Here is a 20,854-nt window from a genome sequence, read left to right as displayed (position 1 = left end):
CATGTGTGCCCCCGGACCCGGGGGCCGAGCTGGGGGAGGCCATGCGCTTTCGCGGGAAGTCCATCCGCCGGAAGATCGTGGCGCTGCTTCTCGTGCCGCTGGTCTCCCTGACCGGGATCTGGGGCTTCGCCACCGTACTGACGGGCCGCGAGGTCAACCAGCTGTTCGACACGACGTTCATCGTGCAGGAGATCGGCTATCCCACCGAGGACGTCATCAGCGTCCTGCAGGCGGAGCGCCGTCAGACCCTCGTCTACCTCGCGGACCCCCGGGCCTCCGACGCCCTCACCGACCTGCGCCGCACCCGGACCGCCACCGACGAGGTCGTCTCGAAGATCCGCAGGAACGCCAGGGACTCCGACGTACGGGACGAGATGGGTTCCGACACCACCGAGCGTCTCACCGCGATCCTGGACGCCTTCGACGGCGTCGGGTCGCTGCGCCAGAGCGTCGAGGACAACACCGTCACCCGCGCCCAGGCCCTGGACCTCTACAACCGCCTGGTGGACCCCTGTTACATCCTCCTGGCCAACCTCCAGGTCCTCGACAACGTGGACGTGGACAAACAGGGCCGCGCCCTCGTCAACATGTCCCGCGCCCGTGAACTGCTCGCCCGCGAGGACGCCCTTCTCGGGTCCGCCCTCGTCGTCGGCAAGGTGACCCGCGACGAGGCACGCGACATCTCCGACCTCGTCGCCCAGCGCACGATCATGTACGAGAGCAACCTGCCGCAGCTGCCCTCCGTCGAGCGCGTCCGCTACGAGCGCTACTGGAAGAACGCCGCCACCGCGCCCCTGCGCGTGGCCGAGCAGTCCGCCCTCGCCTCCGCGCCGGGCACCCCGCGCGGAGTCACGGCGAAGAGCTGGGACGGCCTCGCCGACGGGGTCCTCGACGGCCTCGACAAGTTCAACACCCAGGCGGGCGACCGCTTCCAGGACCGCGTCCGCCCCGTCGCGGTCGGCGTCATCGTCAAGGCGGCCATCGCCGGCGTACTCGGCCTGGCCGCCGTGCTCTTCTCGCTCTTCATGTCCGTACGTATCGGCCGGAGCCTCATCCGCGACCTGCGCCGCCTCCGCCAGGAGGCCCACGAGACCGCCGGCGTCCGGCTGCCCAGCGTGATGCGCCGCCTCTCCGCGGGCGAACAGGTCGACGTCGAGACCGAGGTCCCGCGTCTGGAGTACGAGAAGAACGAGATCGGCGAGGTCAGTCAGGCGCTCAACAGCCTCCAGCGGTCCGCCGTCGAGGCCGCGGTCAAGCAGTCCGAACTGCGCAGCGGTGTCGCGGACGTCTTCGTGAACCTCGCCCGCCGCAGCCAGGTCCTGCTGCACAAGCAGCTCACGCTCCTCGACACGATGGAACGCAGGACCGAGGACACCGACGAACTCGCCGACCTCTTCCGCCTCGACCATCTGACGACCCGGATGCGCCGCCACGCGGAAGGCCTGGTGATCCTCTCCGGAGCGGCCCCCTCCAGGCAGTGGCGCAAGCCCGTCCAGCTGATGGACGTCGTACGCGCCGCCGTCGCCGAGGTCGAGGACTACGAGCGCATCGAGGTCCGGCGGCTGCCGCGGATGGCGGTCACCGGGTCCGCCGTCGCCGACCTCACCCACCTGGTGGCCGAACTCCTGGAGAACGCCACGGTGTTCTCGCCGCCGCACACGGCCGTACAGGTCCTCGGTGAGCGCGTCGCCAACGGCTTCACCCTGGAGATCCACGACCGCGGCCTCGGAATGGCCGCCGAGGCGCTCCTCGACGCCAACCTCCGGCTCGCCGAGACCCCCGAGTTCGAGCTGTCCGACACCGACCGGCTCGGCCTCTTCGTGGTCAGCCGGCTCGCCCAGCGGCAGAACGTACGCGTCTCCCTGCAGCCGTCCCCGTACGGCGGGACGACCGCGGTGGTCTTCGTGCCGGACGCGCTGCTCTCGGACGACGTGCCCGACACCAACGGCGTCGGGTTCCGGCTCGACCGGGCGGTTCCCTCCAGGAACGCGAAGAACGAGGCCGACGAGGGCCGCCGGGCCGCCCTGTCGCAGGTGCCGGTCACGCTGCCCGGCCTGTCGGCGTCGATCCTCGACGGACCGGTCGAACTGGAGGCGCCCGTCGGCCTGGACGCCCTCGAAGACTTCCCGGGCGCCCTCGACGACGAGGACGGCGAACGCGGCGGCATCTTCCGCCCGCGCCGTTCCATCGCCGGGACGCCGGGCGACGAGACGCGTGAGGCGCCGCGCGAGCCGTCACCTTCCTCCGAGGACGACGAGCGGTCCGGTGTGTCGCTGTCGCGCCGCCGCACGCCCAAACTGGTCAGCTCGCACGGCCGCCCCGTGACCCACGGCAGATCGCGGCGCGACGAGCCTACGGACCGCCCGGACAACGGCGAGATCACGGACCTGCCCCAGTCGGCCCAAGCCCAGGCCCAGGCCCAGGATCGGACCAGGTACCAGGAGACGTCCGAGCGCTCCGGCGTGCTCGAAGAGCTGCCGAAGCGGTCGAGGGGCGCCAGGCGCGGGCCGGGACGCCGTGACACCGGGGACCCGCTGCCGGTCCGCGGAGGCGAGGCCGACGACTGGCCCACGGGAGCGGGCGACGGCCCGGCGGACCGTGGGCGCCGCCCGGCCCTGGACCGCGGCGGCGAGCCGGGTGGAGTGGCGGGCGGAGCGGTCGTGCGCGGCCCTGGAGCCGCGGACGGCGGCCCCGGTGAAGCCCCGGCCCTGCCGCAGCGCGGATCGCGTCGCGGAATCGAACCGAACGGCACGCGTCCCGGCACCCCGTCAGCCGGAGCCCCGTCACCCGGAACTCCGTCGGGCGGCATCACGGGCGCCCGCACCGCAGGACCGGCCGGAAGCCCTGTTTCCGGCCTGCCCCGCCGGGTACGGCAGGCCAATCTGGCCCCGCAGCTGAAGGAAGGGCCCGACCTGCGCACCACGCGCGCCCCGGCCCGTACGACGGATCCCTCGGAGCGTGACGCGGACGAAGTACGCAACCGGATGGCCTCGCTCCAGCGTGGTTGGCGGCGTGGGCGCGAGGAGAACGCCGCGGGCGACGAGGCCCAGGACGGCACAGCACCAGGAACGACTAAGGGAGACGGCCGATGACCGCACCGAAGGCCGCCGGCCACATCACGACCACCACGGCGACGGGGGAGCTCAACTGGCTCCTCGACGACCTGGTGTCGCGTGTCGCCAGCATCCGCAAAGCACTCGTGCTCTCCGGAGACGGCCTCCCCACGGGGGTCTCGACCGATCTGACGAGGGAGGACAGCGAACACCTCGCTGCCGTCGCCTCCGGATTCCACAGCCTCGCCAAGGGCGTGGGCCGGCACTTCGACGCGGGCAGCGTCCGGCAGACGGTGGTCGAACTGGACGAGGCGTTCCTGTTCGTCACGGCCGCCGGTGACGGCAGCTGCCTCGCCGTCCTCTCGGACGCCGACTCCGACGTCGGGCAGGTCGCGTACGAGATGACGCTGCTGGTGAAGCGTGTCGGCGCACATCTCGCCGCCGCTCCGCGCACCGAACTGTCCTCGGGCGGGTAGTGAGTCGGCATGAGCGGAGACGGGCAGGAGCTGTCCCACTGGTTCGACGACGAGGCCGGACCGGTGGTCCGTCCGTATGCCATGACACGGGGCCGCACCACCAGCCCCAACCAGCACCGCCTCGACCTGATCGCCGTGGTGGTGACGGAGGAGTACGCCTCCGACCCGGAGGCGGACAACTCCCTGTCCCCGGAACACGTGGACATCGTCGAACTCTGCCGTGACGCCCCTCAGTCGGTCGCCGAACTGGCCGCCGAACTCGACCTGCCCATCGGGGTCGTACGGGTTCTCATCGGCGACCTCGTCGAAGACGAACTGGTCCATGTGACCCGTCCGGTCCCCCCGGCGGAACTGCCGGACGAAAGCATTCTGCGTGACGTGATCAGCGGCCTGCGGGCCCTGTGAACCCCTGGCACAGCGGCAACGAGACACCACCTGAGCGAGCGAGAAGCGAGAGAAGAGATCGATGATCTTCGGGCGCACTGAACGCGGCAAGGCCCCGGTCGAGCCCGTCACTCTCAAGATCCTCGTGGCGGGCGGCTTCGGCGTCGGCAAGACCACCCTGGTCGGCGCCGTCAGCGAGATCAAGCCGCTGCGCACGGAGGAGCTGCTGACCGAGGCGGGCCGTCCGGTCGACGACACCAGCGGTGTGGAGGGCAAGCACACCACCACGGTCGCCATGGACTTCGGCCGCATCACGCTGCGCGAGGACCTCGTGCTGTATCTCTTCGGCACCCCAGGCCAGGACCGCTTCTGGTTCCTGTGGGACGAGCTCGCGACCGGCGCCCTGGGCGCGGTCGTGCTCGCCGACACCCGCCGTCTGGAGGACTGCTTCGCGGCCGTCGACTACTTCGAGCGGCGCTCCATCCCCTTCGTGGTGGGCGTCAACTGCTTCGAGGGTGCCTCCCGTTACCCCGCCGAGGACGTACGCCAGGCCCTCGACCTGGACTCAGCGGTCCCCGTGGTCCTGTGCGACGCACGCGGCCGTGAGTCGGTCAAGGAAGTCCTCATCGAGGTCGTCCAGCACGCGATGGCGTACGCGGCCGAACGCCGGCACACCGTCACCGGCTGACGCACACGACGGCCCAGGCCCGTGCTCGTTCCGCTTTTCGTGCTCCACACACGCGTGGAGCACGAAAAGCACAACGGCACGGAGAGCGCAACGCCACGAGAACGCGACTCAGTGCGCGTCGTCGTGCCAGCCGAAGCTCTTCTCCACCGCCTTGCGCCAGTTGCCGAACTCGCGGTCACGCTCCGACGCCTCCATGGACGGCGTCCACTCGGCGTCCTTCTGCCAGTGCGTCTTCAGCTCGTCGAGGTCGTTCCACACCCCGGTGGCCAGACCGGCCGCGTACGCCGCCCCCAGGCACGTCGTCTCGGAGACCTTCGGGCGGATCACCGGGACGTCGAGCACATCGGCCTGGTGCTGCATCAGCAGATTGTTCTTGGTCATGCCGCCGTCGACCTTCAGGGTCGTGATCTGCACCCCGGAGTCCTGGAACATCGCGTCCACGACTTCACGTGTCTGCCAGCTCGTCGCCTCCAGGACGGCCCGCGCCAGATGCCCCTTGGTGACGTACCGGGTCAGCCCCGTGACGACCCCGCGTGCGTCGGAGCGCCAGTACGGCGCGAACAGACCCGAGAACGCGGGCACGATGTACGCGCCTCCGTTGTCGTCGACACTCGTCGCCAGGGTCTCTATCTCATCGGCCGTACGGATGATGCCGAGCTGGTCGCGGAACCACTGCACCAGCGCGCCCGTGATCGCGATGGCCCCTTCCAGGCAGTAGACCGGCGCCTCCGAGCCGATCTTGTACCCCATGGTGGTCAGCAGCCCGTTCTTCGAGGGCACGGGCCGGTTCCCGGTGTTGAGCAGCAGGAAACTGCCCGTCCCGTACGTGTTCTTGGCCGTGCCCACGTCGTAGCAGGCCTGCCCGAACACCGCTGCCTGCTGGTCGCCCAGCGCGGAGGCCACCGGGACCCCGGCGAGCTGGCCCACGGCGGTCCCGTACACCTCGGAGGAGGACTTGATCTCGGGGAGGATCGCTTCGGGGACGTTCATCGCGGAGAGGATGGACGGGTCCCACTGCAGGGTTTCGAGGTTCATCAGCATGGTGCGGCCGGCGTTGGTGACGTCGGTGACGTGCCGGCCGCCGTCGGTGCCGCCGGTGAGGTTCCAGATCAGCCAGGAGTCGATCGTGCCGAAGGCGATCTCGCCGCGCTCGGCGCGGGCCCGCAGCCCCGGCACGTTGTCCAGCAGCCAGGCCGCCTTGGGCCCGGAGAAGTAGCTGGCCAGCGGCAGCCCCGTCTGCTCGCGGAAACGGTCCTGCCCGTCCGTGCCGCCGAGTTCGGCGCAGAGCGCGGAGGTACGGGTGTCCTGCCAGACGATCGCGTTGTGCACGGGTTTGCCGGTGGCGCGGTCCCACAGGACCGTCGTCTCCCGCTGGTTGGTGATCCCCAGCGCGGTGAGCTGGTCGGCGCGCAGCCCGGCCTTCGCGATCGCGCCCGCGACCACGGCCTGCACCTTCGACCAGATCTCGGTGGCGTCGTGCTCCACCCAGCCGGGCTTGGGGAAGATCTGGCGGTGCTCACGCTGGTCGACGGCGACGATCGCGCCGTCCTGGTTGAAGACGATGCAGCGGCTCGACGTGGTGCCCTGGTCGATCGCGGCGACGAACTTGTCCGTCATGACGTCCCCTTCGTCGGATTCTGCGTAGGGCGGCAGTGGCTCCCCTCGTCACGTTCCCGCCGCCCGTCGTCGAACCGGCAGCGGGAACGCGACGACAGGGCCTAGAAGGCCGCGTTGAAGACGACCCCGGACAGCGCTCCGCCGATCAGCGGCCCCACCACCGGAATCCACGAGTAGCTCCAGTCCGACGTACCCTTGTTGGGGATCGGCAGGACGGCGTGGGCGATACGCGGGCCCAGGTCGCGGGCCGGGTTGATGGCGTACCCCGTCGGCCCGCCGAGGGACAGACCGATGCCGACCACCAGGAACGCGACGATCAGGATCGCCGTACCGGACTGGCCGAGCCCCTCGGTGAGACCGAAGGCCAGGATCGGCAGGACCAGACCGACGGTCGCGATGATCTCGGTGATGAGGTTCGCCACGGGATTGCGTATCTCGGGCGCGGTGGAGAAGATCCCGAGCGTCGGCTGCGCGATCTCGTCCTCGGCGTTGGCCTGGAACTGCGCGAAGTAGACCAGCCAGCACAGGACCGCGCCGAGGAACGCGCCGACCATCTGCCCGGCGACGTAGATGTGGACCTGGTCCCAGTCGCCGGTGTCGATCGCGATGCCGAGCGTCACCGCCGGGTTGAGGTGCCCGCCGGACAGCGGTGCGGCGGTGTACGCGCCGGCCAGTACACCGAAGCCCCAGCCGAAGGCGATGACGACCCAGCCGGCGTCCTTCGCCTTGGAGTAGTTGAGTACGACAGCGGCGACCACTCCGGCGCCGAAGAGGATGAGTATCGCTGTGCCGATGACCTCACCGACGAAAACATCTCCGTTGCTCATGGCGGCTCCTAGGCCCAAACCCGGGGCGATCCGCCCCGGTCCACCGTGCAGGGTGCGTTCCCATGGCTACTTCAGCCGAGGGCAGGGAGATCCCGCGCCCCGCCCGGCGTCCGTGACGAGCGTGCCGTAGCAGTCGGATCGCCGGTGGGGGATGGCCCGTTGGCGCGGACGAGGGCCCGCGCGGCGCAGTGCCTGAATACGCCGAATTGCGGCGACGCCGACTGACACCGGAAGTGTTCACCGGCACTGTGGGAGCGTCAAGGTCGCGGGCGAGAACGGTTCGCACCCACGTCTTCGGCCGACCGGCTGCCGCCGGAAGTCCCGTCGGACGCAGCCCTGTTGGCCGTGTGACCGCTGCGCCCGTCGCTCTCCGGGCCGCACGCACGGCTGCCCGTCTACTCACCCCTGGTCCCCGTCGGCCTCGGCGCCGCTCCGGAACCGTGCCCGCCCTCGCGGCTCGGCAGCACGCACGGCCCGGCGGACGGGCCGCTGCCTCATCTGACCGCGATCACGGCCGATCCGTGCCCGAACAACCCCTGGTTGGCGCAGACTCCGACCCGGGCGCCCGCCACCTGCCGGTCGCCCGCCGTTCCCCGCAGCTGCCAGGTGAGCTCGCAGACCTGGGCGATCGCCTGTGCCGGAACAGCCTCTCCGAAGGAGGAGAGCCCGCCGCTGACATTGACGGGTATGCGTCCGCCCAGGGCCGTGGCGCCCTCCGCGAGCAGCTTCGCGCCCCCGCCCTCACCGCACAGCCCCAGATCCTCGTACCACTGCAGTTCCAGGGCCGTGGACAGGTCGTAGACCTCGGCGAGGGAGAGATCCCGCGGACCGATCCCCGCCTCCTCGTACGCCGCCCGCGCGATCGACGCACGGAACGTCTCGTCCGCGGGCTCCACCGAGACCGCCGAGTCCGTCGCGATGTCGGGCAGGTCCAGCACGGTGCTGGGATAGCGGGGCGTCACCGTGGACACCGCGCGGATCCGCACCGGGTCCGCGGCCCCGTGCCGGCGCGCGAACTCCATGCTCGACAGCACCAGCGCGGCCCCGCCGTCCGAGGTGGCGCAGATGTCGAGCAGCCGCAGCGGATCGGCGACCACGGCCGACGACGCGACCTCCTCGGCGGTGACCCGCTTGCGGTAGCGCGCGTTCGGATTCAGCGCCCCCATGGCCGCGTTCTTCACCTTGACCTGCGCGAAGTCCTCCGGAGTGTCCCCATGAACCGCCATGCGCCGACGCGCGTACAACCCGAAGTACGTCGGATTCGTCGCCCCGAGGACCCGGAACCGCAGCCAGTCCGGATCGTCGGCCCGGTCCCCGCCCGCGGGCCGGAAGAACCCTTTCGGGGCCGCGTCCGCACCCACCACGAGCACCACGTCCGCGAGCCCCGAGAGGATCTGCGCCCGCGCCGTGCTGACGGCCTGCGCCCCCGACGCGCACGCGGCGTACACACTCGCCACCCGGGCCCCCTGCCAGCCCAGCGCCTTGGCGAACGTCGCCCCGGCCACATATCCCGGATAGCCGCCACGCACCGTGTCCGCGCCGACGATCGAGCCGACCCGGCGCCAGTCGATTCCCGCGTCGGCCAGGGCCGCGCGCGCCGCCACGGTCCCGTACTCGACGAACGACCGCCCCCATTTGCCCCACGGGTGCATGCCCGCGCCGAGCACCGCCACCTCATCCGTCATACCGTCACCCCCGTCGGCCGCCAGTGCCAGGTCGTCCAGGTCGTCTCCGCGTCCTCGTTCAGCACGCCCGGGACGACCTCCACCTCCATGCCCACCGTCAGATCGGCGACGGCGACACCGGGAACCGCCTGCCCGAGCACCACGAGACGCTCGGCCGCCAGCTCCACAGCGATCAACGCGTAGGGCTGCCATTCGAGTTCCCGATCGGACACGTAGGGTGACGGCGGCCGGTACCGGCTGTCCGTGTACGACCAGACGCGGCCCCGCCTCGACAGCGGTACCTCCACCAGTTCGCCGCCGGAGCAACCCGGATTGCGGCAGAAGGCGTCTTCCCGGGGGAAGAACACGGACGCGCAGGCCGAGCAGCGCGTGCCGAGGAGCCGGAAGTCGTCTCCCTCACCGGCGAACCAGCCGGTGACGACGGGTGTACGAGTGCGCGACAAGGTTCCTCCACGACACTGGATCGACTGGATCTGACGGAACGTCAGAAGTCTGCCACGGGCCACGCCGATTGGGCAGTGTGCACGGAGCACGCTGCCCGGTACGGAGAACCGCGGGTGACCGCGGAGAACCGCCGGGGCCCTCCTGGGCGTCCGACCATCGGTAGGGACGACCGGGGCCCACGGGGGTGGTCCCGGTCGTCCCTCACCCGGAGCCACTTCCCCCGGGGAACCCGCGCCTGATAGACGCATGGGTCATGACCCGACTCACCACAGCGGTACGCGGTCTCGTCACCGCGCTCGCCGCCCTGCTCGCCGTCAGCGCCTGCTGCGCCACCGCGACGGCGACACCCGAACCGAAGGCCCCCGAGGACTTCGTCGCCCTGCGCTCCGTGGATCGCACGATCATCCAGGAGATCCGCTACTTCACCCCGCACAACTTCGTGGGCGAGCGCATCGACGGCTACCGAGAGCCGCTGTGCATCCTCACCCGGCCCGCCGCCGAAGCCCTCCATGAGGCCCAGCGGCAACTACTGCCCCAGGGCTACTCCCTGAAGGTGTACGACTGCTACCGGCCCCAGCGAGCCGTCGACCACTTCGTCCGCTGGGCCGAGGACCTCGACGACCAGAGCATGAAGGACGAGTTCTACCCGAACGTCGACAAGACCCGGCTGTTCGAGGACGGCTACATCGCCGAGAAGTCCGGGCACAGCCGCGGCTCGACCATGGACCTCACGATCGTGAGACTCCCGGCGAAACCGACCCGGCCGTACGTCCCCGGAGAACCCCTCGCGCCGTGCTTCGCGCCCCGGAGCGAGCGTTTCCCCGACCACTCGGTGGACATGGGCACGGGCTACGACTGCTTCGACACCCTGTCGCACACGCTCGACCCACGCGTCCAGGGGCAGCAGCGCGCCAACAGGCTCCTCCTGAAGGACACGCTCGAAAACCTCGACTTCGTGAACCTCGCGGAGGAATGGTGGCACTTCACTTTCAAGCCCGAGGCCTATCCGGACACCTATTTCGACTTCCCTGTGTCGACCAAATCCCTGGCCACGTCACGGTGAACAGGCAGTGAAACGCCTTTGAGGCGGCACCGGAGCACCACCTGAGGCGGCCAGCCGAAACAACCTTCTGATCATCGGATACAGTCCCGGGCGTGTCTCCATCCCATATCCCGTCCGCCAACTCCGCGCCGGGCACCCACTGTTCGAGTTGCGGCGCACCCTACGGAGAAGGCGTCTCCGGCTGGCCCCGTACCTGCACCTCCTGCGGCGGTGTGGCCTACCGCAACCCGTTGCCGGTCGCGGTGGCCCTGCAGCCCGTGTACGACACGAAGGGGGCGGCCCTGGTCGTCATCACCAGAACGATCGCCCCCGCGCGCGGGGGAGTCGCTCTGCCCGGCGGATTCATCGACCACCGGGAGGACTGGCGGCAGGCCGTCGTCCGTGAGCTCAAGGAGGAGACGGGCATCGTCGCGGCGAGCCGCGACGTACGCCTCGTCGACGCGCTGAGCTCACCCGACGGGCACCTGCTGCTCTTCGGAGCCCTCCCGGAGCGTCCCGCCGACGACCTGCCCCCGTCCGCCGCGACGGACGAGACCGAGGGCTGGCACCTGCTGCGCAGGTCGACCGAACTCGCCTTCCCGCTGCACACCATGGCGGCCAGGGCGTGGTTCGAGGGCCGCTACATCTGAGAGACCCCCGGGGCCTTCAGAGCCCGCTCATCAGGGCCTCAGCCCAGCCCTCGCACCCGTACGGGGAGGGACGGCCCGACCGGGCCGTCCTCCCCCTCCCGCTCCACGACCACACGCGCCCCCTGCCGACGCGTCACGTACCGCTCGATCTCCGGCTCCTCCCGCCCGTCCCCGGAGTCGGTGACCACCAGCCCGCCCCCGGTCCGTCCGTGGGCGGGCGCCCACACCTCCAGCTCCAGGGAGCCGTCGTCGCCACGTACCGGCAGCACGGCACCCGCGCGGACCAGTACCGGAATCCGTGACAGAGGGGCGTCGACCAGCACCTGGGCGGGCCCCTGGTACACCCTCTCGGTCTCGGCGTCGTACCAGCGGCCCCGCGGCAACCGCACGGCACGCCGTTCCGTCCCCGGATCCAGCACCGGAGCCACCAGAAGACAGTCGCCGAGCAGGAAGGCGTCCTCGCAGTCGCGCAACGCCCGGTCCTCCGGGACGCCCCACCACAGCGGCCGCACATAGGGCGCACCCGTACGCCGTGCCAGATGCGCCAGCGTCATGAAGTACGGCAGCAGCCGCCGCCGCTCGACGAGCGCCACGCGCGCGTGCTCCAGCACTTCGTCACCGAACTCCCAGGGCTCCCCGTGCCCGGCCCGCGGACCCGCGTGCGTACGGAAGAGCGGCAGATACGCGCCCAGTTGCAACCACCGCAGATACAGCTCGGACGAGGGGGCACCGTCGAAGCCGCCCACCTCGGGACCCGAGTACGGCACGCCGCACAGACCCAGCCCCAGCACCAGCGACAGCGACGCCCGCAGACCGGGCCAGCCCGTGGCGACCTCCCCGGACCAGGTCCCTCCGTAGCGCTGCGTTCCGGCCCACCCGGATCGCGAGAACAGGAACGGCCGCTCCAGAGGCGCCAGTTCGCTCAGCCCTTCGTAGGCGGCCCGGGCCATGAAGAGCGCGTACACGTTGTGCGCCTCGCGATGGTCGCCGCCGCGGCCCTCCAGATCGTGCCGCGCCGAACGGGGCAGCGTGGCCTCGCCGAAAGCGGTGAGGGACACGGGTTCGTCCAGGTCGTGCCAGAATCCGGCGAACCCCTGGGAGAGCCGCTCCTCGTAGAGCCCGCCCCACCACCGGCGCGTACGCGCGCGCGTGAAGTCCGGATAGACCGCCTCGCCCGACCGGACCACACCGCGCACCACCTCTCCGGCAGAGTCCCGCACGAAGGCGTCCTCGGCGGTTCCGGTGTCGTACACGGAGTTGCCCGGTTCGGCCCTGACGGCCGGTTCCACGACCGACACCAGCCGGATCCCGTCCCGGCGCAGTTCCTCCGCGAGCACCGGCAGCTTCGGGAAACGGTCCCGGTCGACCGTGAACGTCCGGTGCGCGTCGAAGTGGTCGACGCCCAGGTGCACGGCGTCCAGCGGCAGTCCGTGCTCGTGGTAACCGCCCACGATCCGCCGCACCTCCTGCTCGCTTCCGAGGCCCCGCAGCGCGTGATGATGCCCCAGGGCCCAGGCCGGCGGCAGCGCGGCGGCACCCGTCAGGGACGCCCAGGTCTGCAGCACGCGCGCGGGAGTGCCCACCATGACCCAGCAGCGCAGCGGCCCGCCGTCCATGCGCAGATCGCTCGTCCCGGCCCGGTCGTGCCCCGACCCGGCACCCTCCTCGCCCTCGCGCAGGACCACGGTGCCGTCCCAGGAGCTGTCGTGGAACACGAGGTGGGTCGCCGCGTCGGCCACCACCATCTGCACCGGCATGGTGAGGTGCGGCGGACCGTCACCGGGACCGAAGGCGTGCCCGGGAGCGGTGTTCCACAACCGGTACGACCCGTCACGCAGCCGGAGCCCCGAAGCACGCCCGCCCAGTCCGAAGAAACGCGCGTCCGCGGCCACTTCGGAGCGCTGCATCCAGCGCGCCACGCCACCCCCGGCCGGCTCCCACCACCGCGGCGGCAGTTCGCGCCGCAGACTCACCCCACCCGGCGTCCGCACCTCCACGGCGCCGAGCCGCGACACGACCACCGTCATCCGCTCCGACACCACCCGCCAGGCGCCGTCCTTGTCCGGCTCCAGCAGGGCCCGGGGATCCGGCTCGGGAACACCGCCCGCGAGCGCGTACGAGGGCTCGGGCCCCGCCCCGTCCCAGCCCCAGAAGACCGCTCCACCCGCCGTGACGGTGATCCGCAGCTCCGACCGGGTGAACCGGACGACGCCGCCGCCGGGCGCGGGTTCCGCGGACAGCACGGGCCCCGGAATACGCGCGCGTTCAGCCCCCCGCACCGGCAACCCGACGGCGTCGATACGCCTCCTGCGCCACGCGGCCCGCACGGTGAGCAAGCCCTGGCCCGCCCCCGCAGAACCGACCGCCTTCATCGAACGCACCAGGTCACGACCGTTCATGCTGCTCAGCCTGCCACCCGAATGGCCCTACGAGCGTTCCGTTCAACTTCCGTTCACCCATGGCCACACCACATGTTCATGGGGCGGACTATGTGGGACCAACCCTGGTGTCAAAGTCGATCACATGGCATCGTCCGTCTCAGCCGCGTGACGCGCACACCCCAGCCCGTGCGCGGTACACGCACACGACGCGCGCAGTCCGGGAGCCGACCCATGACCTCATCGAACCCCTCGCCGCTCTGGCAGCCCGACCGGGAACACATCGACCAGGCACAGATCACCCGATTCCAGGCCTGGGCGGCCGAGCACCACGGAGCCCCCGCCGAGGGCGGCTACGCCGGCCTGCACCGCTGGTCCGTGGACGAACTGGACACGTTCTGGAAAGCCGTCACGGAGTTCTTCGACGTACGGTTCTCGACCCCCTACGCGCGCGTGCTGGGCGACCGCTCCATGCCCGGAGCCCAGTGGTTCCCCGGAGCCACCCTCAACTACGCCGAGCACGCACTGCGAGCGGCCGACACCCGAGCGGACGAACCGGCCCTCCTGTACGTCGACGAGACCCACGAGCCCCGTCCCGTCAGCTGGTCCGCACTACGCAGGCAGGTCGGCTCCCTGGCCGCCGAACTGCGTGCACTCGGCGTACGCCCCGGAGACCGCGTCAGCGGCTACCTCCCGAACATCCCGCAGGCCGTGGCCGCCCTCCTCGCCACCGCCGCCGTCGGCGCGGTGTGGACCTCCTGCGCCCCCGACTTCGGCGCCCGCAGCGTCCTGGACCGCTTCCAGCAGGTCGAACCCGTCGTGCTCTTCGCGGTCGACGGCTACCGCTACGGAGGCAAGGAACACGACCGCAGGGACACCGTCGCCGAACTGCGCCGCGAACTGCCCACCCTGCGCGCCGTCGTCCACGTCCCGCTGCTCGGCACCGAGCCCCCCGAAGGCGCCCTGGAGTGGTCCGCCCTCACCTCGGCGGACGTGACACCCGTCTACGAAGAGGTGCCTTTCGACCACCCGCTCTGGGTGCTCTACTCCTCCGGCACGACCGGCCTGCCCAAGGCCATCGTCCAGTCGCAGGGCGGCATCCTCGTCGAGCACCTCAAACAACTGGGCCTGCACTGCGACCTGGGACCCGAGGACCGTTTCTTCTGGTACACGTCCACCGGCTGGATGATGTGGAACTTCCTCGTCTCCGGCCTCCTGACCGGCACCACGATCGTCCTGTACGACGGCAGCCCCGGCTATCCCGACACCGGCGCCCAGTGGCGCATCGCCGAACGCACCGCCGCCACCCTGTACGGCACCTCGGCGGCGTACGTCATGGCCTGCCGCAAAGCGGACGTGCACCCTTCCCGCGACTTCGACCTCTCCCGCATCAAGTGCGTCGCCACGACCGGTTCGCCCCTGCCGCCCGACGGATTCCGCTGGCTGCACGACGAGGTGCGCGACGACCTGTGGATCGCCTCCGTCAGCGGCGGCACCGACGTGTGCTCCTGCTTCGCGGGAGCGGTTCCCACCCTCCCCGTCCACATCGGCGAACTCCAGGCCCCGGGCCTCGGCACCGACCTCCAGTCCTGGGACCCGAGCGGCAAACCCCTCATCGACGAGGTCGGCGAACTCGTCGTCACCAACCCCATGCCGTCCATGCCGATCCGCTTCTGGAACGACCCCGACGGCAGCCGCTACCACGACAGCTACTTCGACACGTACCCCGGCGTCTGGCGCCACGGCGACTGGATCACCCTCACCTCACGCGGCTCCGTCGTCATCCACGGCCGCTCGGACTCCACCCTCAACCGCCAGGGGGTACGCATGGGGTCGGCTGACATCTACGAAGCGGTCGAACGCCTTCCGGAGATCCGCGAATCCCTCGTCATCGGCGTCGAACAGCCAGACGGCGGCTACTGGATGCCGCTCTTCGTCCACCTGGCACCGGGCGCCGAACTCGACGAAGCCCTCCTCGGCCGCATCAAGCGAACCATCCGGGAACAGCTCTCACCCCGCCACACCCCCGACGAGGTCATCGAAGTCCCCGGCATCCCGCACACCCTGACGGGCAAACGCATCGAGGTCCCGGTCAAACGCCTCCTCCAGGGCACCCCCCTCGAAAAGGCCGTCAACCCCGGCTCCGTCGACAACCTCGACCTGCTCCACTTCTACGAGCAGCTGGCCCGCGACCGCGCCTGACCGGCCTGCGCGGGAGCCGTTGTCAGTGCCGCCGGTTACGGTGAGTGAGCATTGATCACCGCGCACAGGGGGAAAGATGGCGCACACCCAGAACCAGACCATGCGACGCGTCCTGCGCCGCGAAGTCGCCGGCACGATCGGCCTGCTGACCGACGAGCAGGACTTCACCGCCATGCGACGTCGCTACCGCACCTTCGCCTTCGACGACCACACCAACTACCTCCGGCAGGTGGAGGCCCTGCTCAGGACCCTCGCGTCCGAGGGCGGCCACACCACGGTGGCACTCTTCGACCCCGAGGAGTACGCGGAGTTCTGCGCCGAGCACGCACTCGACCCCGACACCGCGTCCAGCCGCACCCGCTTCACGGCGGAGCTCGCCACGACGGGCGCGACCGTCCCCTACGAAGGCCAGAGCCTCGACACCCTCGTCCCCGACCTCATCGACGAAGCGGTCCGCCGGGCCACCTGGGAGTACGCGACCACGCTCCTGGCCCGGATCGGCAACTGCGCGTCCTGCGGCGAGGACATCGGCCGAGCGGCCTTCCAACGAGCCTCGGATCTGCTCGTCCGCATCCTCCAGTCCTCGGGCCCCGGAGAGCGGCACATCGTGTGCAGTGTCTCCACGGAGCCCGAGCCACTGGTGGCCGTCCTGCGCACCGACGACGACCAGCACGGCACACCGCACTTGGACGAGGGCGCCGCCCTCGAATTCACCACCGTGCTCGCCCTGGGCATCGCCACCCGGAGCGCCGGCGGCCTCGTCATGCGCACCACCGCCTCCGACGCCACCGACCGGGTCTACGGCTGGCGCCTGCGCGGCGAGGAACTGGAACCCCTCACCGCAGGAGAAGTCTTCGACGCCTACTGCACCGACGTCGAATCGGGCGACCTCGTCTCACCGGAGTCGGGCGTCGACTACTGCGCGCCACCGGACCTGGGCGACGACGGCCGCTCGACGGCGCACACGCACTGAACAACCCGCACCGAACACCCGCACCGAATGCGCGCACCGAATGCGCGAGGGGCGCCCCACCTCGCGGTGGAGCGCCCCTCGATCACAGCTGACTGCTCGCCCGGCTACTCGCCGGACAGCACTGCCTGAGCCGCCGTGCGCGCCTCTTCGGCGCTGTCACAGGCGCGCGCGGCCGCCGCGGCCCGCTCGCACTGAGCCAGCGTGTACTTGGCCAGCGTCGCGCGGACGTAAGGAATGGACGCGGCACCCATGGAGAGGGAGGTGACACCCAGACCGGTCAGCACACACGCGAGCAGCGGGTCCGAAGCGGCCTCGCCACAGACGCCACAGCTCTTTCCCTCGGCCCGGGCCGCCTCGGCGGACATCGCGACAAGGTCGAGCAGCGCCGGCTGCCACGGGTCCTGGAGCCGGGACACGGCGCCCACCTGCCGGTCGGCGGCGAAGGTGTACTGCGCGAGGTCGTTGGTACCCAGCGACAGGAACTCGACCTCCTGCAGGATCGAGCGCGCCCGCAGAGAGGCCGACGGAATCTCGACCATGGCGCCGAACTTCGCTTGCAGTCCCGCCGCACGGCACGCGTCGGCGAAGGCCTTGGCGTCCGCACGGTCGGCGACCATCGGCGCCATGACCTCAAGGTGGACGGGCAAGCCCTCGGAAGCCTTCGACAGCGCCGTCAGCTGCGTACGCAGCACGTCGGGGTGGTCGAGCAGCGACCGCAGACCGCGCACGCCCAGCGCCGGGTTCGGTTCGTCGGCGGGCGTCAGGAAGTCGAGGGGCTTGTCGGCGCCCGCGTCGAGCACGCGCACCACGACCCGCCCCTCGGGGAAGGCTTCGAGCACCTTGCGGTACGCCTCGACCTGCTTCTCCTCGGACGGCGCGTTCTTGCTGTCGTCCAGGAAGAGGAACTCGGTGCGGAACAGACCCACGCCCTCGGCACCGGCCTCGACCGCCGCCGGTACGTCGGCCGGGCCGCCGATGTTGACCAGCAGCGGAACCTTGTGTCCGTCGGAGGTGGCCCCGGGCCCGGTCGACCCGGCGAGCGCCGCCTTGCGTGCGGCAGCGGCGGCCTCCAGCTCGGCCTTCTTCTCGGCGCTCGGGTTCACGAAGATCTCACCGGAGCTGCCGTCCACGGCGACCAGCGTGCCCTCGGCCAGCTCACCGGCTCCCGGCAGTGCCACGACGGCGGGTACACCGAGAGCCCGCGCCAGGATCGCGCTGTGGCTCGTCGGCCCGCCCTCCTCGGTGACGAAACCGAGGACGAGCGTCGGGTCCAGCAGCGCCGTGTCGGCCGGCGCGAGATCACGAGCGATCAGGACGTACGGCTCGTCGCTGTCGGGAACACCCGGCATCGGCACACCGAGCAGCCGGGCGACGATACGGTTCCGCACGTCGTCGAGGTCCGCCACCCGGCCCGCGAGGTACTCACCGGCGTTCGCCAGAAGGGCGCGGTACGAGGCGAACGCGTCGTACACACCACGCTCCGCCGTGCTGCCGACGGCGATACGCCGTTCGACGTCGGCCATGAGCTCCGGATCCTGGGCCATCATCGCCTGGGCCTCAAGAACGGCCTGGGCCTCGCCGCCCGCCAGATTGCCGCGCGCCATCAGGTCGGCGGCCACGGCTTCCACGGCCTTGCGGGCGCGCCCCTGCTCACGCTCCGCGTCCTGCACCGGTATCTGCTTGGCAGGCGGTTCGAGCACCGCCGTTCCCATGTGCCGAACTTCGCCGATCGCCACACCGTGGCTCACGCCGACGCCTCGCAGCGTTGTCTCCATGTCACCAGTCTCCGATAGAGCGGCGGCCCCTGCCGCCGTGATGTCGTGCCGTGCCTGCCGTCGCTGACGGCGATGAGGTCAGTGCCAGCTGAAGAGAGCGTCGCCAGCCTTCACTTCGCCGTCAACGCTGACGTCGGAGAGGGACTCGGCCGTGGCTTCGAGCGCCACGATGGGACAGATGGGGGACTTGCCGGCCGCTTCGACGGCGGCGGGGTCCCAGCGCACCACGGCCTGCCCCCGCTGCACGGTGTCGCCCTTGTTGACGAGCAGCTCGAAACCTTCGCCGTTGAGCTGAACGGTGTCGATGCCCAGATGCGTCAGTACTCCATGACCCTCGTCGTCGACCACGACGAAGGCGTGCGGGTGAAGGGAGACGACGACGCCGTCGATGGGCGAGACCGCCTCCGATGCCTCCCGTACGGGGTCGATCGCGGTCCCGGGGCCCACCATGGCCCCGGAGAAGACCGGATCGGGTACAGCGGCGAGTCCGATGGTGCGTCCTGCAAGAGGGGACGTCACGTTGGTCATGGGAAGCCTCCCGGGGGGCGGGGATTCATATGGGCCGTCACTGCCTGTCCCGGACGGCGCACTGTTGAGCAGCGTAAGTCATGAGAAGTGACGGTTCCGCGCGAAGAGGAGCCGGTCAGCCGGTCGGCGGTCGTAGCGCCCAGCGGAAACGATTTGCGCCCGCTCCTGGGCCCCGTGTACTGTCGTACTCCTGCTTGAGGCCGAGGGACGCGAAAGTGTCCGTGCCGGGCAGCACCCAAACTTGTCAGATCCTCTCTCGGGGTCTGGTTCTGCATGTTCGCAGAATCGGTGGTCAGGGAGACGGAAATTCGCTGATAGAGTTTGGGAACACGAAGGGAAGCGCCCGGAGGAAAGCCCGAGAGGGTGAGTACAAAGGAAGCGTCCGTTCCTTGAGAACTCAACAGCGTGCCAAAAATCAACGCCAGATATGTTGATACCCCGTCCATCACCGCATGGTGGTGGGTGGAGGTTCCTTTGAAAAAGTCCTGCCGGGGTTACACCTGGTAGGCGCATCAGCGAGGACGCTGTGAACGGCCTTCCTTATTCCGGTTGGTCGTTCCGCTCACCTGATGTTGTCCCGATTACGGGAAAACATTCACGGAGAGTTTGATCCTGGCTCAGGACGAACGCTGGCGGCGTGCTTAACACATGCAAGTCGAACGATGAACCACTTCGGTGGGGATTAGTGGCGAACGGGTGAGTAACACGTGGGCAATCTGCCCTTCACTCTGGGACAAGCCCTGGAAACGGGGTCTAATACCGGATGACACTCCTACAGGCATCTGTGGGGGTTGAAAGCTCCGGCGGTGAAGGATGAGCCCGCGGCCTATCAGCTTGTTGGTGAGGTAGTGGCTCACCAAGGCGACGACGGGTAGCCGGCCTGAGAGGGCGACCGGCCACACTGGGACTGAGACACGGCCCAGACTCCTACGGGAGGCAGCAGTGGGGAATATTGCACAATGGGCGAAAGCCTGATGCAGCGACGCCGCGTGAGGGATGACGGCCTTCGGGTTGTAAACCTCTTTCAGCAGGGAAGAAGCGAAAGTGACGGTACCTGCAGAAGAAGCGCCGGCTAACTACGTGCCAGCAGCCGCGGTAATACGTAGGGCGCAAGCGTTGTCCGGAATTATTGGGCGTAAAGAGCTCGTAGGCGGTCTGTCGCGTCGGATGTGAAAGCCCGGGGCTTAACCCCGGGTCTGCATTCGATACGGGCAGACTAGAGTGTGGTAGGGGAGATCGGAATTCCTGGTGTAGCGGTGAAATGCGCAGATATCAGGAGGAACACCGGTGGCGAAGGCGGATCTCTGGGCCATTACTGACGCTGAGGAGCGAAAGCGTGGGGAGCGAACAGGATTAGATACCCTGGTAGTCCACGCCGTAAACGGTGGGAACTAGGTGTTGGCGACATTCCACGTCGTCGGTGCCGCAGCTAACGCATTAAGTTCCCCGCCTGGGGAGTACGGCCGCAAGGCTAAAACTCAAAGGAATTGACGGGGGCCCGCACAAGCAGCGGAGCATGTGGCTTAATTCGACGCAACGCGAAGAACCTTACCAAGGCTTGACATCGCCCGGAAAGCATCAGAGATGGTGCCCCCCTTGTGGTCGGGTGACAGGTGGTGCATGGCTGTCGTCAGCTCGTGTCGTGAGATGTTGGGTTAAGTCCCGCAACGAGCGCAACCCTTGTTCTGTGTTGCCAGCATGCCCTTCGGGGTGATGGGGACTCACAGGAGACTGCCGGGGTCAACTCGGAGGAAGGTGGGGACGACGTCAAGTCATCATGCCCCTTATGTCTTGGGCTGCACACGTGCTACAATGGCAGGTACAATGAGCTGCGATACCGCAAGGTGGAGCGAATCTCAAAAAGCCTGTCTCAGTTCGGATTGGGGTCTGCAACTCGACCCCATGAAGTCGGAGTTGCTAGTAATCGCAGATCAGCATTGCTGCGGTGAATACGTTCCCGGGCCTTGTACACACCGCCCGTCACGTCACGAAAGTCGGTAACACCCGAAGCCGGTGGCCCAACCCCCTTGTGGGGAGGGAGCTGTCGAAGGTGGGACTGGCGATTGGGACGAAGTCGTAACAAGGTAGCCGTACCGGAAGGTGCGGCTGGATCACCTCCTTTCTAAGGAGCA

General features: G+C 69.5%; 15 protein-coding genes and 1 rRNA gene. 9 read left to right on the top strand and 7 right to left on the bottom strand.

From position 1 onward, the window contains the following. Nucleotides 1-41 precede the first annotated feature (41 nt). The 4 genes from C6Y14_RS27780 (at nucleotide 42) to C6Y14_RS27765 (ending at nucleotide 4,601) form a co-directional block, all read left to right on the top strand. Nucleotides 42-3,092: a sensor histidine kinase gene (locus C6Y14_RS27780; RefSeq protein WP_107019592.1), complete on the top strand. Its 3,051-nt coding sequence runs from the start codon at nucleotides 42-44 to the stop codon at nucleotides 3,090-3,092. Continuing rightward, a complete protein-coding gene (locus C6Y14_RS27775; protein ID WP_107019591.1) occupies nucleotides 3,089-3,529 on the top strand; it encodes a roadblock/LC7 domain-containing protein in 441 nt (146 codons plus the stop codon). Before C6Y14_RS27780 ends, C6Y14_RS27775 begins: the two co-directional genes overlap by 4 nt. Before the next feature lie 9 nt (nucleotides 3,530-3,538). Then, nucleotides 3,539-3,934 carry a DUF742 domain-containing protein gene (locus C6Y14_RS27770; RefSeq protein ID WP_107019590.1) on the top strand — a complete coding sequence of 132 codons (396 nt, stop codon included), beginning with the start codon at nucleotides 3,539-3,541 and terminating at the stop codon, nucleotides 3,932-3,934. Nucleotides 3,935-3,995: 61 nt separating this feature from the next. Beyond that, nucleotides 3,996-4,601, top strand: a complete 606-nt coding sequence (locus C6Y14_RS27765; RefSeq protein ID WP_107019589.1) for a GTP-binding protein — start codon at nucleotides 3,996-3,998, stop codon at nucleotides 4,599-4,601. 108 nt (nucleotides 4,602-4,709) lie between these two features. On the opposite strand, the gene glpK is transcribed toward C6Y14_RS27765, so the two are convergent. From glpK to C6Y14_RS27745, 4 genes are all read right to left on the bottom strand, one after another. Continuing rightward, entirely contained in the window at nucleotides 4,710-6,218 is a 1,509-nt protein-coding gene (gene glpK, locus C6Y14_RS27760) for a glycerol kinase GlpK (RefSeq protein ID WP_107019588.1), read from the bottom strand. A gap of 101 nt (nucleotides 6,219-6,319) precedes the next feature. After that, on the bottom strand, nucleotides 6,320-7,045 hold the full coding sequence (locus C6Y14_RS27755; RefSeq protein ID WP_107019587.1) for an MIP/aquaporin family protein: 726 nt from the start codon (nucleotides 7,043-7,045) through the stop codon (nucleotides 6,320-6,322). A gap of 494 nt (nucleotides 7,046-7,539) precedes the next feature. Continuing rightward, nucleotides 7,540-8,730 (bottom strand): lipid-transfer protein, encoded by a 1,191-nt coding sequence (locus C6Y14_RS27750; protein ID WP_107019586.1) that lies wholly within the window; start codon nucleotides 8,728-8,730, stop codon nucleotides 7,540-7,542. Further along, nucleotides 8,727-9,173, bottom strand: a complete 447-nt coding sequence (locus C6Y14_RS27745; protein WP_107019585.1) for a Zn-ribbon domain-containing OB-fold protein — start codon at nucleotides 9,171-9,173, stop codon at nucleotides 8,727-8,729. Before C6Y14_RS27745 ends, C6Y14_RS27750 begins: the two co-directional genes overlap by 4 nt. Nucleotides 9,174-9,427: 254 nt before the next feature. Between C6Y14_RS27745 and C6Y14_RS27740 the strand changes: the two genes are divergently transcribed. Together C6Y14_RS27740 and C6Y14_RS27735 are read left to right on the top strand one after the other, a co-directional pair. Next, nucleotides 9,428-10,237: a M15 family metallopeptidase gene (locus tag C6Y14_RS27740; RefSeq protein WP_107019584.1), complete on the top strand. Its 810-nt coding sequence runs from the start codon at nucleotides 9,428-9,430 to the stop codon at nucleotides 10,235-10,237. Between the two features lie 92 nt (nucleotides 10,238-10,329). Beyond that, entirely contained in the window at nucleotides 10,330-10,866 is a 537-nt protein-coding gene (locus tag C6Y14_RS27735) for an NUDIX domain-containing protein (RefSeq protein ID WP_107019583.1), read from the top strand. Between the two features lie 38 nt (nucleotides 10,867-10,904). Here C6Y14_RS27735 and C6Y14_RS27730 read toward each other — a convergent pair whose 3' ends face one another. Further along, on the bottom strand, nucleotides 10,905-13,265 hold the full coding sequence (locus tag C6Y14_RS27730; protein ID WP_107019582.1) for a glycoside hydrolase family 31 protein: 2,361 nt from the start codon (nucleotides 13,263-13,265) through the stop codon (nucleotides 10,905-10,907). Nucleotides 13,266-13,478: 213 nt separating this feature from the next. Here C6Y14_RS27730 and C6Y14_RS27725 point away from each other — a divergent pair, with 213 nt between their 5' ends. Next, nucleotides 13,479-15,446 (top strand): acetoacetate--CoA ligase, encoded by a 1,968-nt coding sequence (locus C6Y14_RS27725; RefSeq protein ID WP_107019581.1) that lies wholly within the window; start codon nucleotides 13,479-13,481, stop codon nucleotides 15,444-15,446. A 76-nt stretch (nucleotides 15,447-15,522) separates the two neighbouring features. Next, a complete protein-coding gene (locus tag C6Y14_RS27720) occupies nucleotides 15,523-16,419 on the top strand; it encodes a hypothetical protein (RefSeq protein ID WP_107019580.1) in 897 nt (298 codons plus the stop codon). Nucleotides 16,420-16,523: 104 nt separating this feature from the next. Here C6Y14_RS27720 and ptsP read toward each other — a convergent pair whose 3' ends face one another. Both ptsP and C6Y14_RS27710 read right to left on the bottom strand, forming a co-directional pair. Then, nucleotides 16,524-18,194, bottom strand: coding sequence for a phosphoenolpyruvate--protein phosphotransferase (gene ptsP / locus C6Y14_RS27715; protein ID WP_107019579.1), 1,671 nt, complete (start codon nucleotides 18,192-18,194; stop codon nucleotides 16,524-16,526). Between the two features lie 78 nt (nucleotides 18,195-18,272). Continuing rightward, on the bottom strand, nucleotides 18,273-18,722 hold the full coding sequence (locus tag C6Y14_RS27710; RefSeq protein WP_107019578.1) for a PTS sugar transporter subunit IIA: 450 nt from the start codon (nucleotides 18,720-18,722) through the stop codon (nucleotides 18,273-18,275). Nucleotides 18,723-19,316: 594 nt separating this feature from the next. Here C6Y14_RS27710 and C6Y14_RS27700 point away from each other — a divergent pair. Next, nucleotides 19,317-20,844, top strand: a 16S ribosomal RNA gene (locus tag C6Y14_RS27700). Nucleotides 20,845-20,854: the final 10 nt, after the last annotated feature.

The organism is Streptomyces dioscori, from assembly GCF_003024195.1.
Taxonomy (GTDB): domain Bacteria; phylum Actinomycetota; class Actinomycetes; order Streptomycetales; family Streptomycetaceae; genus Streptomyces; species Streptomyces dioscori.
This window is presented reverse-complemented; position numbering and strand designations above follow the sequence as displayed.

What these genes read in the sequence shown, in the direction of transcription:
- C6Y14_RS27750 (WP_107019586.1), bottom strand. Translation starts at nt 8,730, where the DNA reads ATGACGGATGAGGTGGCGGTGCTCGGCGCGGGCATGCACCCGTGGGGC.
- C6Y14_RS27770 (WP_107019590.1), top strand. Translation starts at nt 3,539, where the DNA reads ATGAGCGGAGACGGGCAGGAGCTGTCCCACTGGTTCGACGACGAGGCC.
- C6Y14_RS27730 (WP_107019582.1), bottom strand. Translation starts at nt 13,265, where the DNA reads ATGAACGGTCGTGACCTGGTGCGTTCGATGAAGGCGGTCGGTTCTGCG.
- C6Y14_RS27720 (WP_107019580.1), top strand. Translation starts at nt 15,523, where the DNA reads ATGGCGCACACCCAGAACCAGACCATGCGACGCGTCCTGCGCCGCGAA.
- C6Y14_RS27775 (WP_107019591.1), top strand. Translation starts at nt 3,089, where the DNA reads ATGACCGCACCGAAGGCCGCCGGCCACATCACGACCACCACGGCGACG.
- ptsP (WP_107019579.1), bottom strand. Translation starts at nt 18,194, where the DNA reads ATGGAGACAACGCTGCGAGGCGTCGGCGTGAGCCACGGTGTGGCGATC.
- C6Y14_RS27710 (WP_107019578.1), bottom strand. Translation starts at nt 18,722, where the DNA reads ATGACCAACGTGACGTCCCCTCTTGCAGGACGCACCATCGGACTCGCC.
- C6Y14_RS27755 (WP_107019587.1), bottom strand. Translation starts at nt 7,045, where the DNA reads ATGAGCAACGGAGATGTTTTCGTCGGTGAGGTCATCGGCACAGCGATA.
- C6Y14_RS27780 (WP_107019592.1), top strand. Translation starts at nt 42, where the DNA reads ATGCGCTTTCGCGGGAAGTCCATCCGCCGGAAGATCGTGGCGCTGCTT.
- C6Y14_RS27740 (WP_107019584.1), top strand. Translation starts at nt 9,428, where the DNA reads ATGACCCGACTCACCACAGCGGTACGCGGTCTCGTCACCGCGCTCGCC.
- glpK (WP_107019588.1), bottom strand. Translation starts at nt 6,218, where the DNA reads ATGACGGACAAGTTCGTCGCCGCGATCGACCAGGGCACCACGTCGAGC.
- C6Y14_RS27725 (WP_107019581.1), top strand. Translation starts at nt 13,479, where the DNA reads ATGACCTCATCGAACCCCTCGCCGCTCTGGCAGCCCGACCGGGAACAC.
- C6Y14_RS27765 (WP_107019589.1), top strand. Translation starts at nt 3,996, where the DNA reads ATGATCTTCGGGCGCACTGAACGCGGCAAGGCCCCGGTCGAGCCCGTC.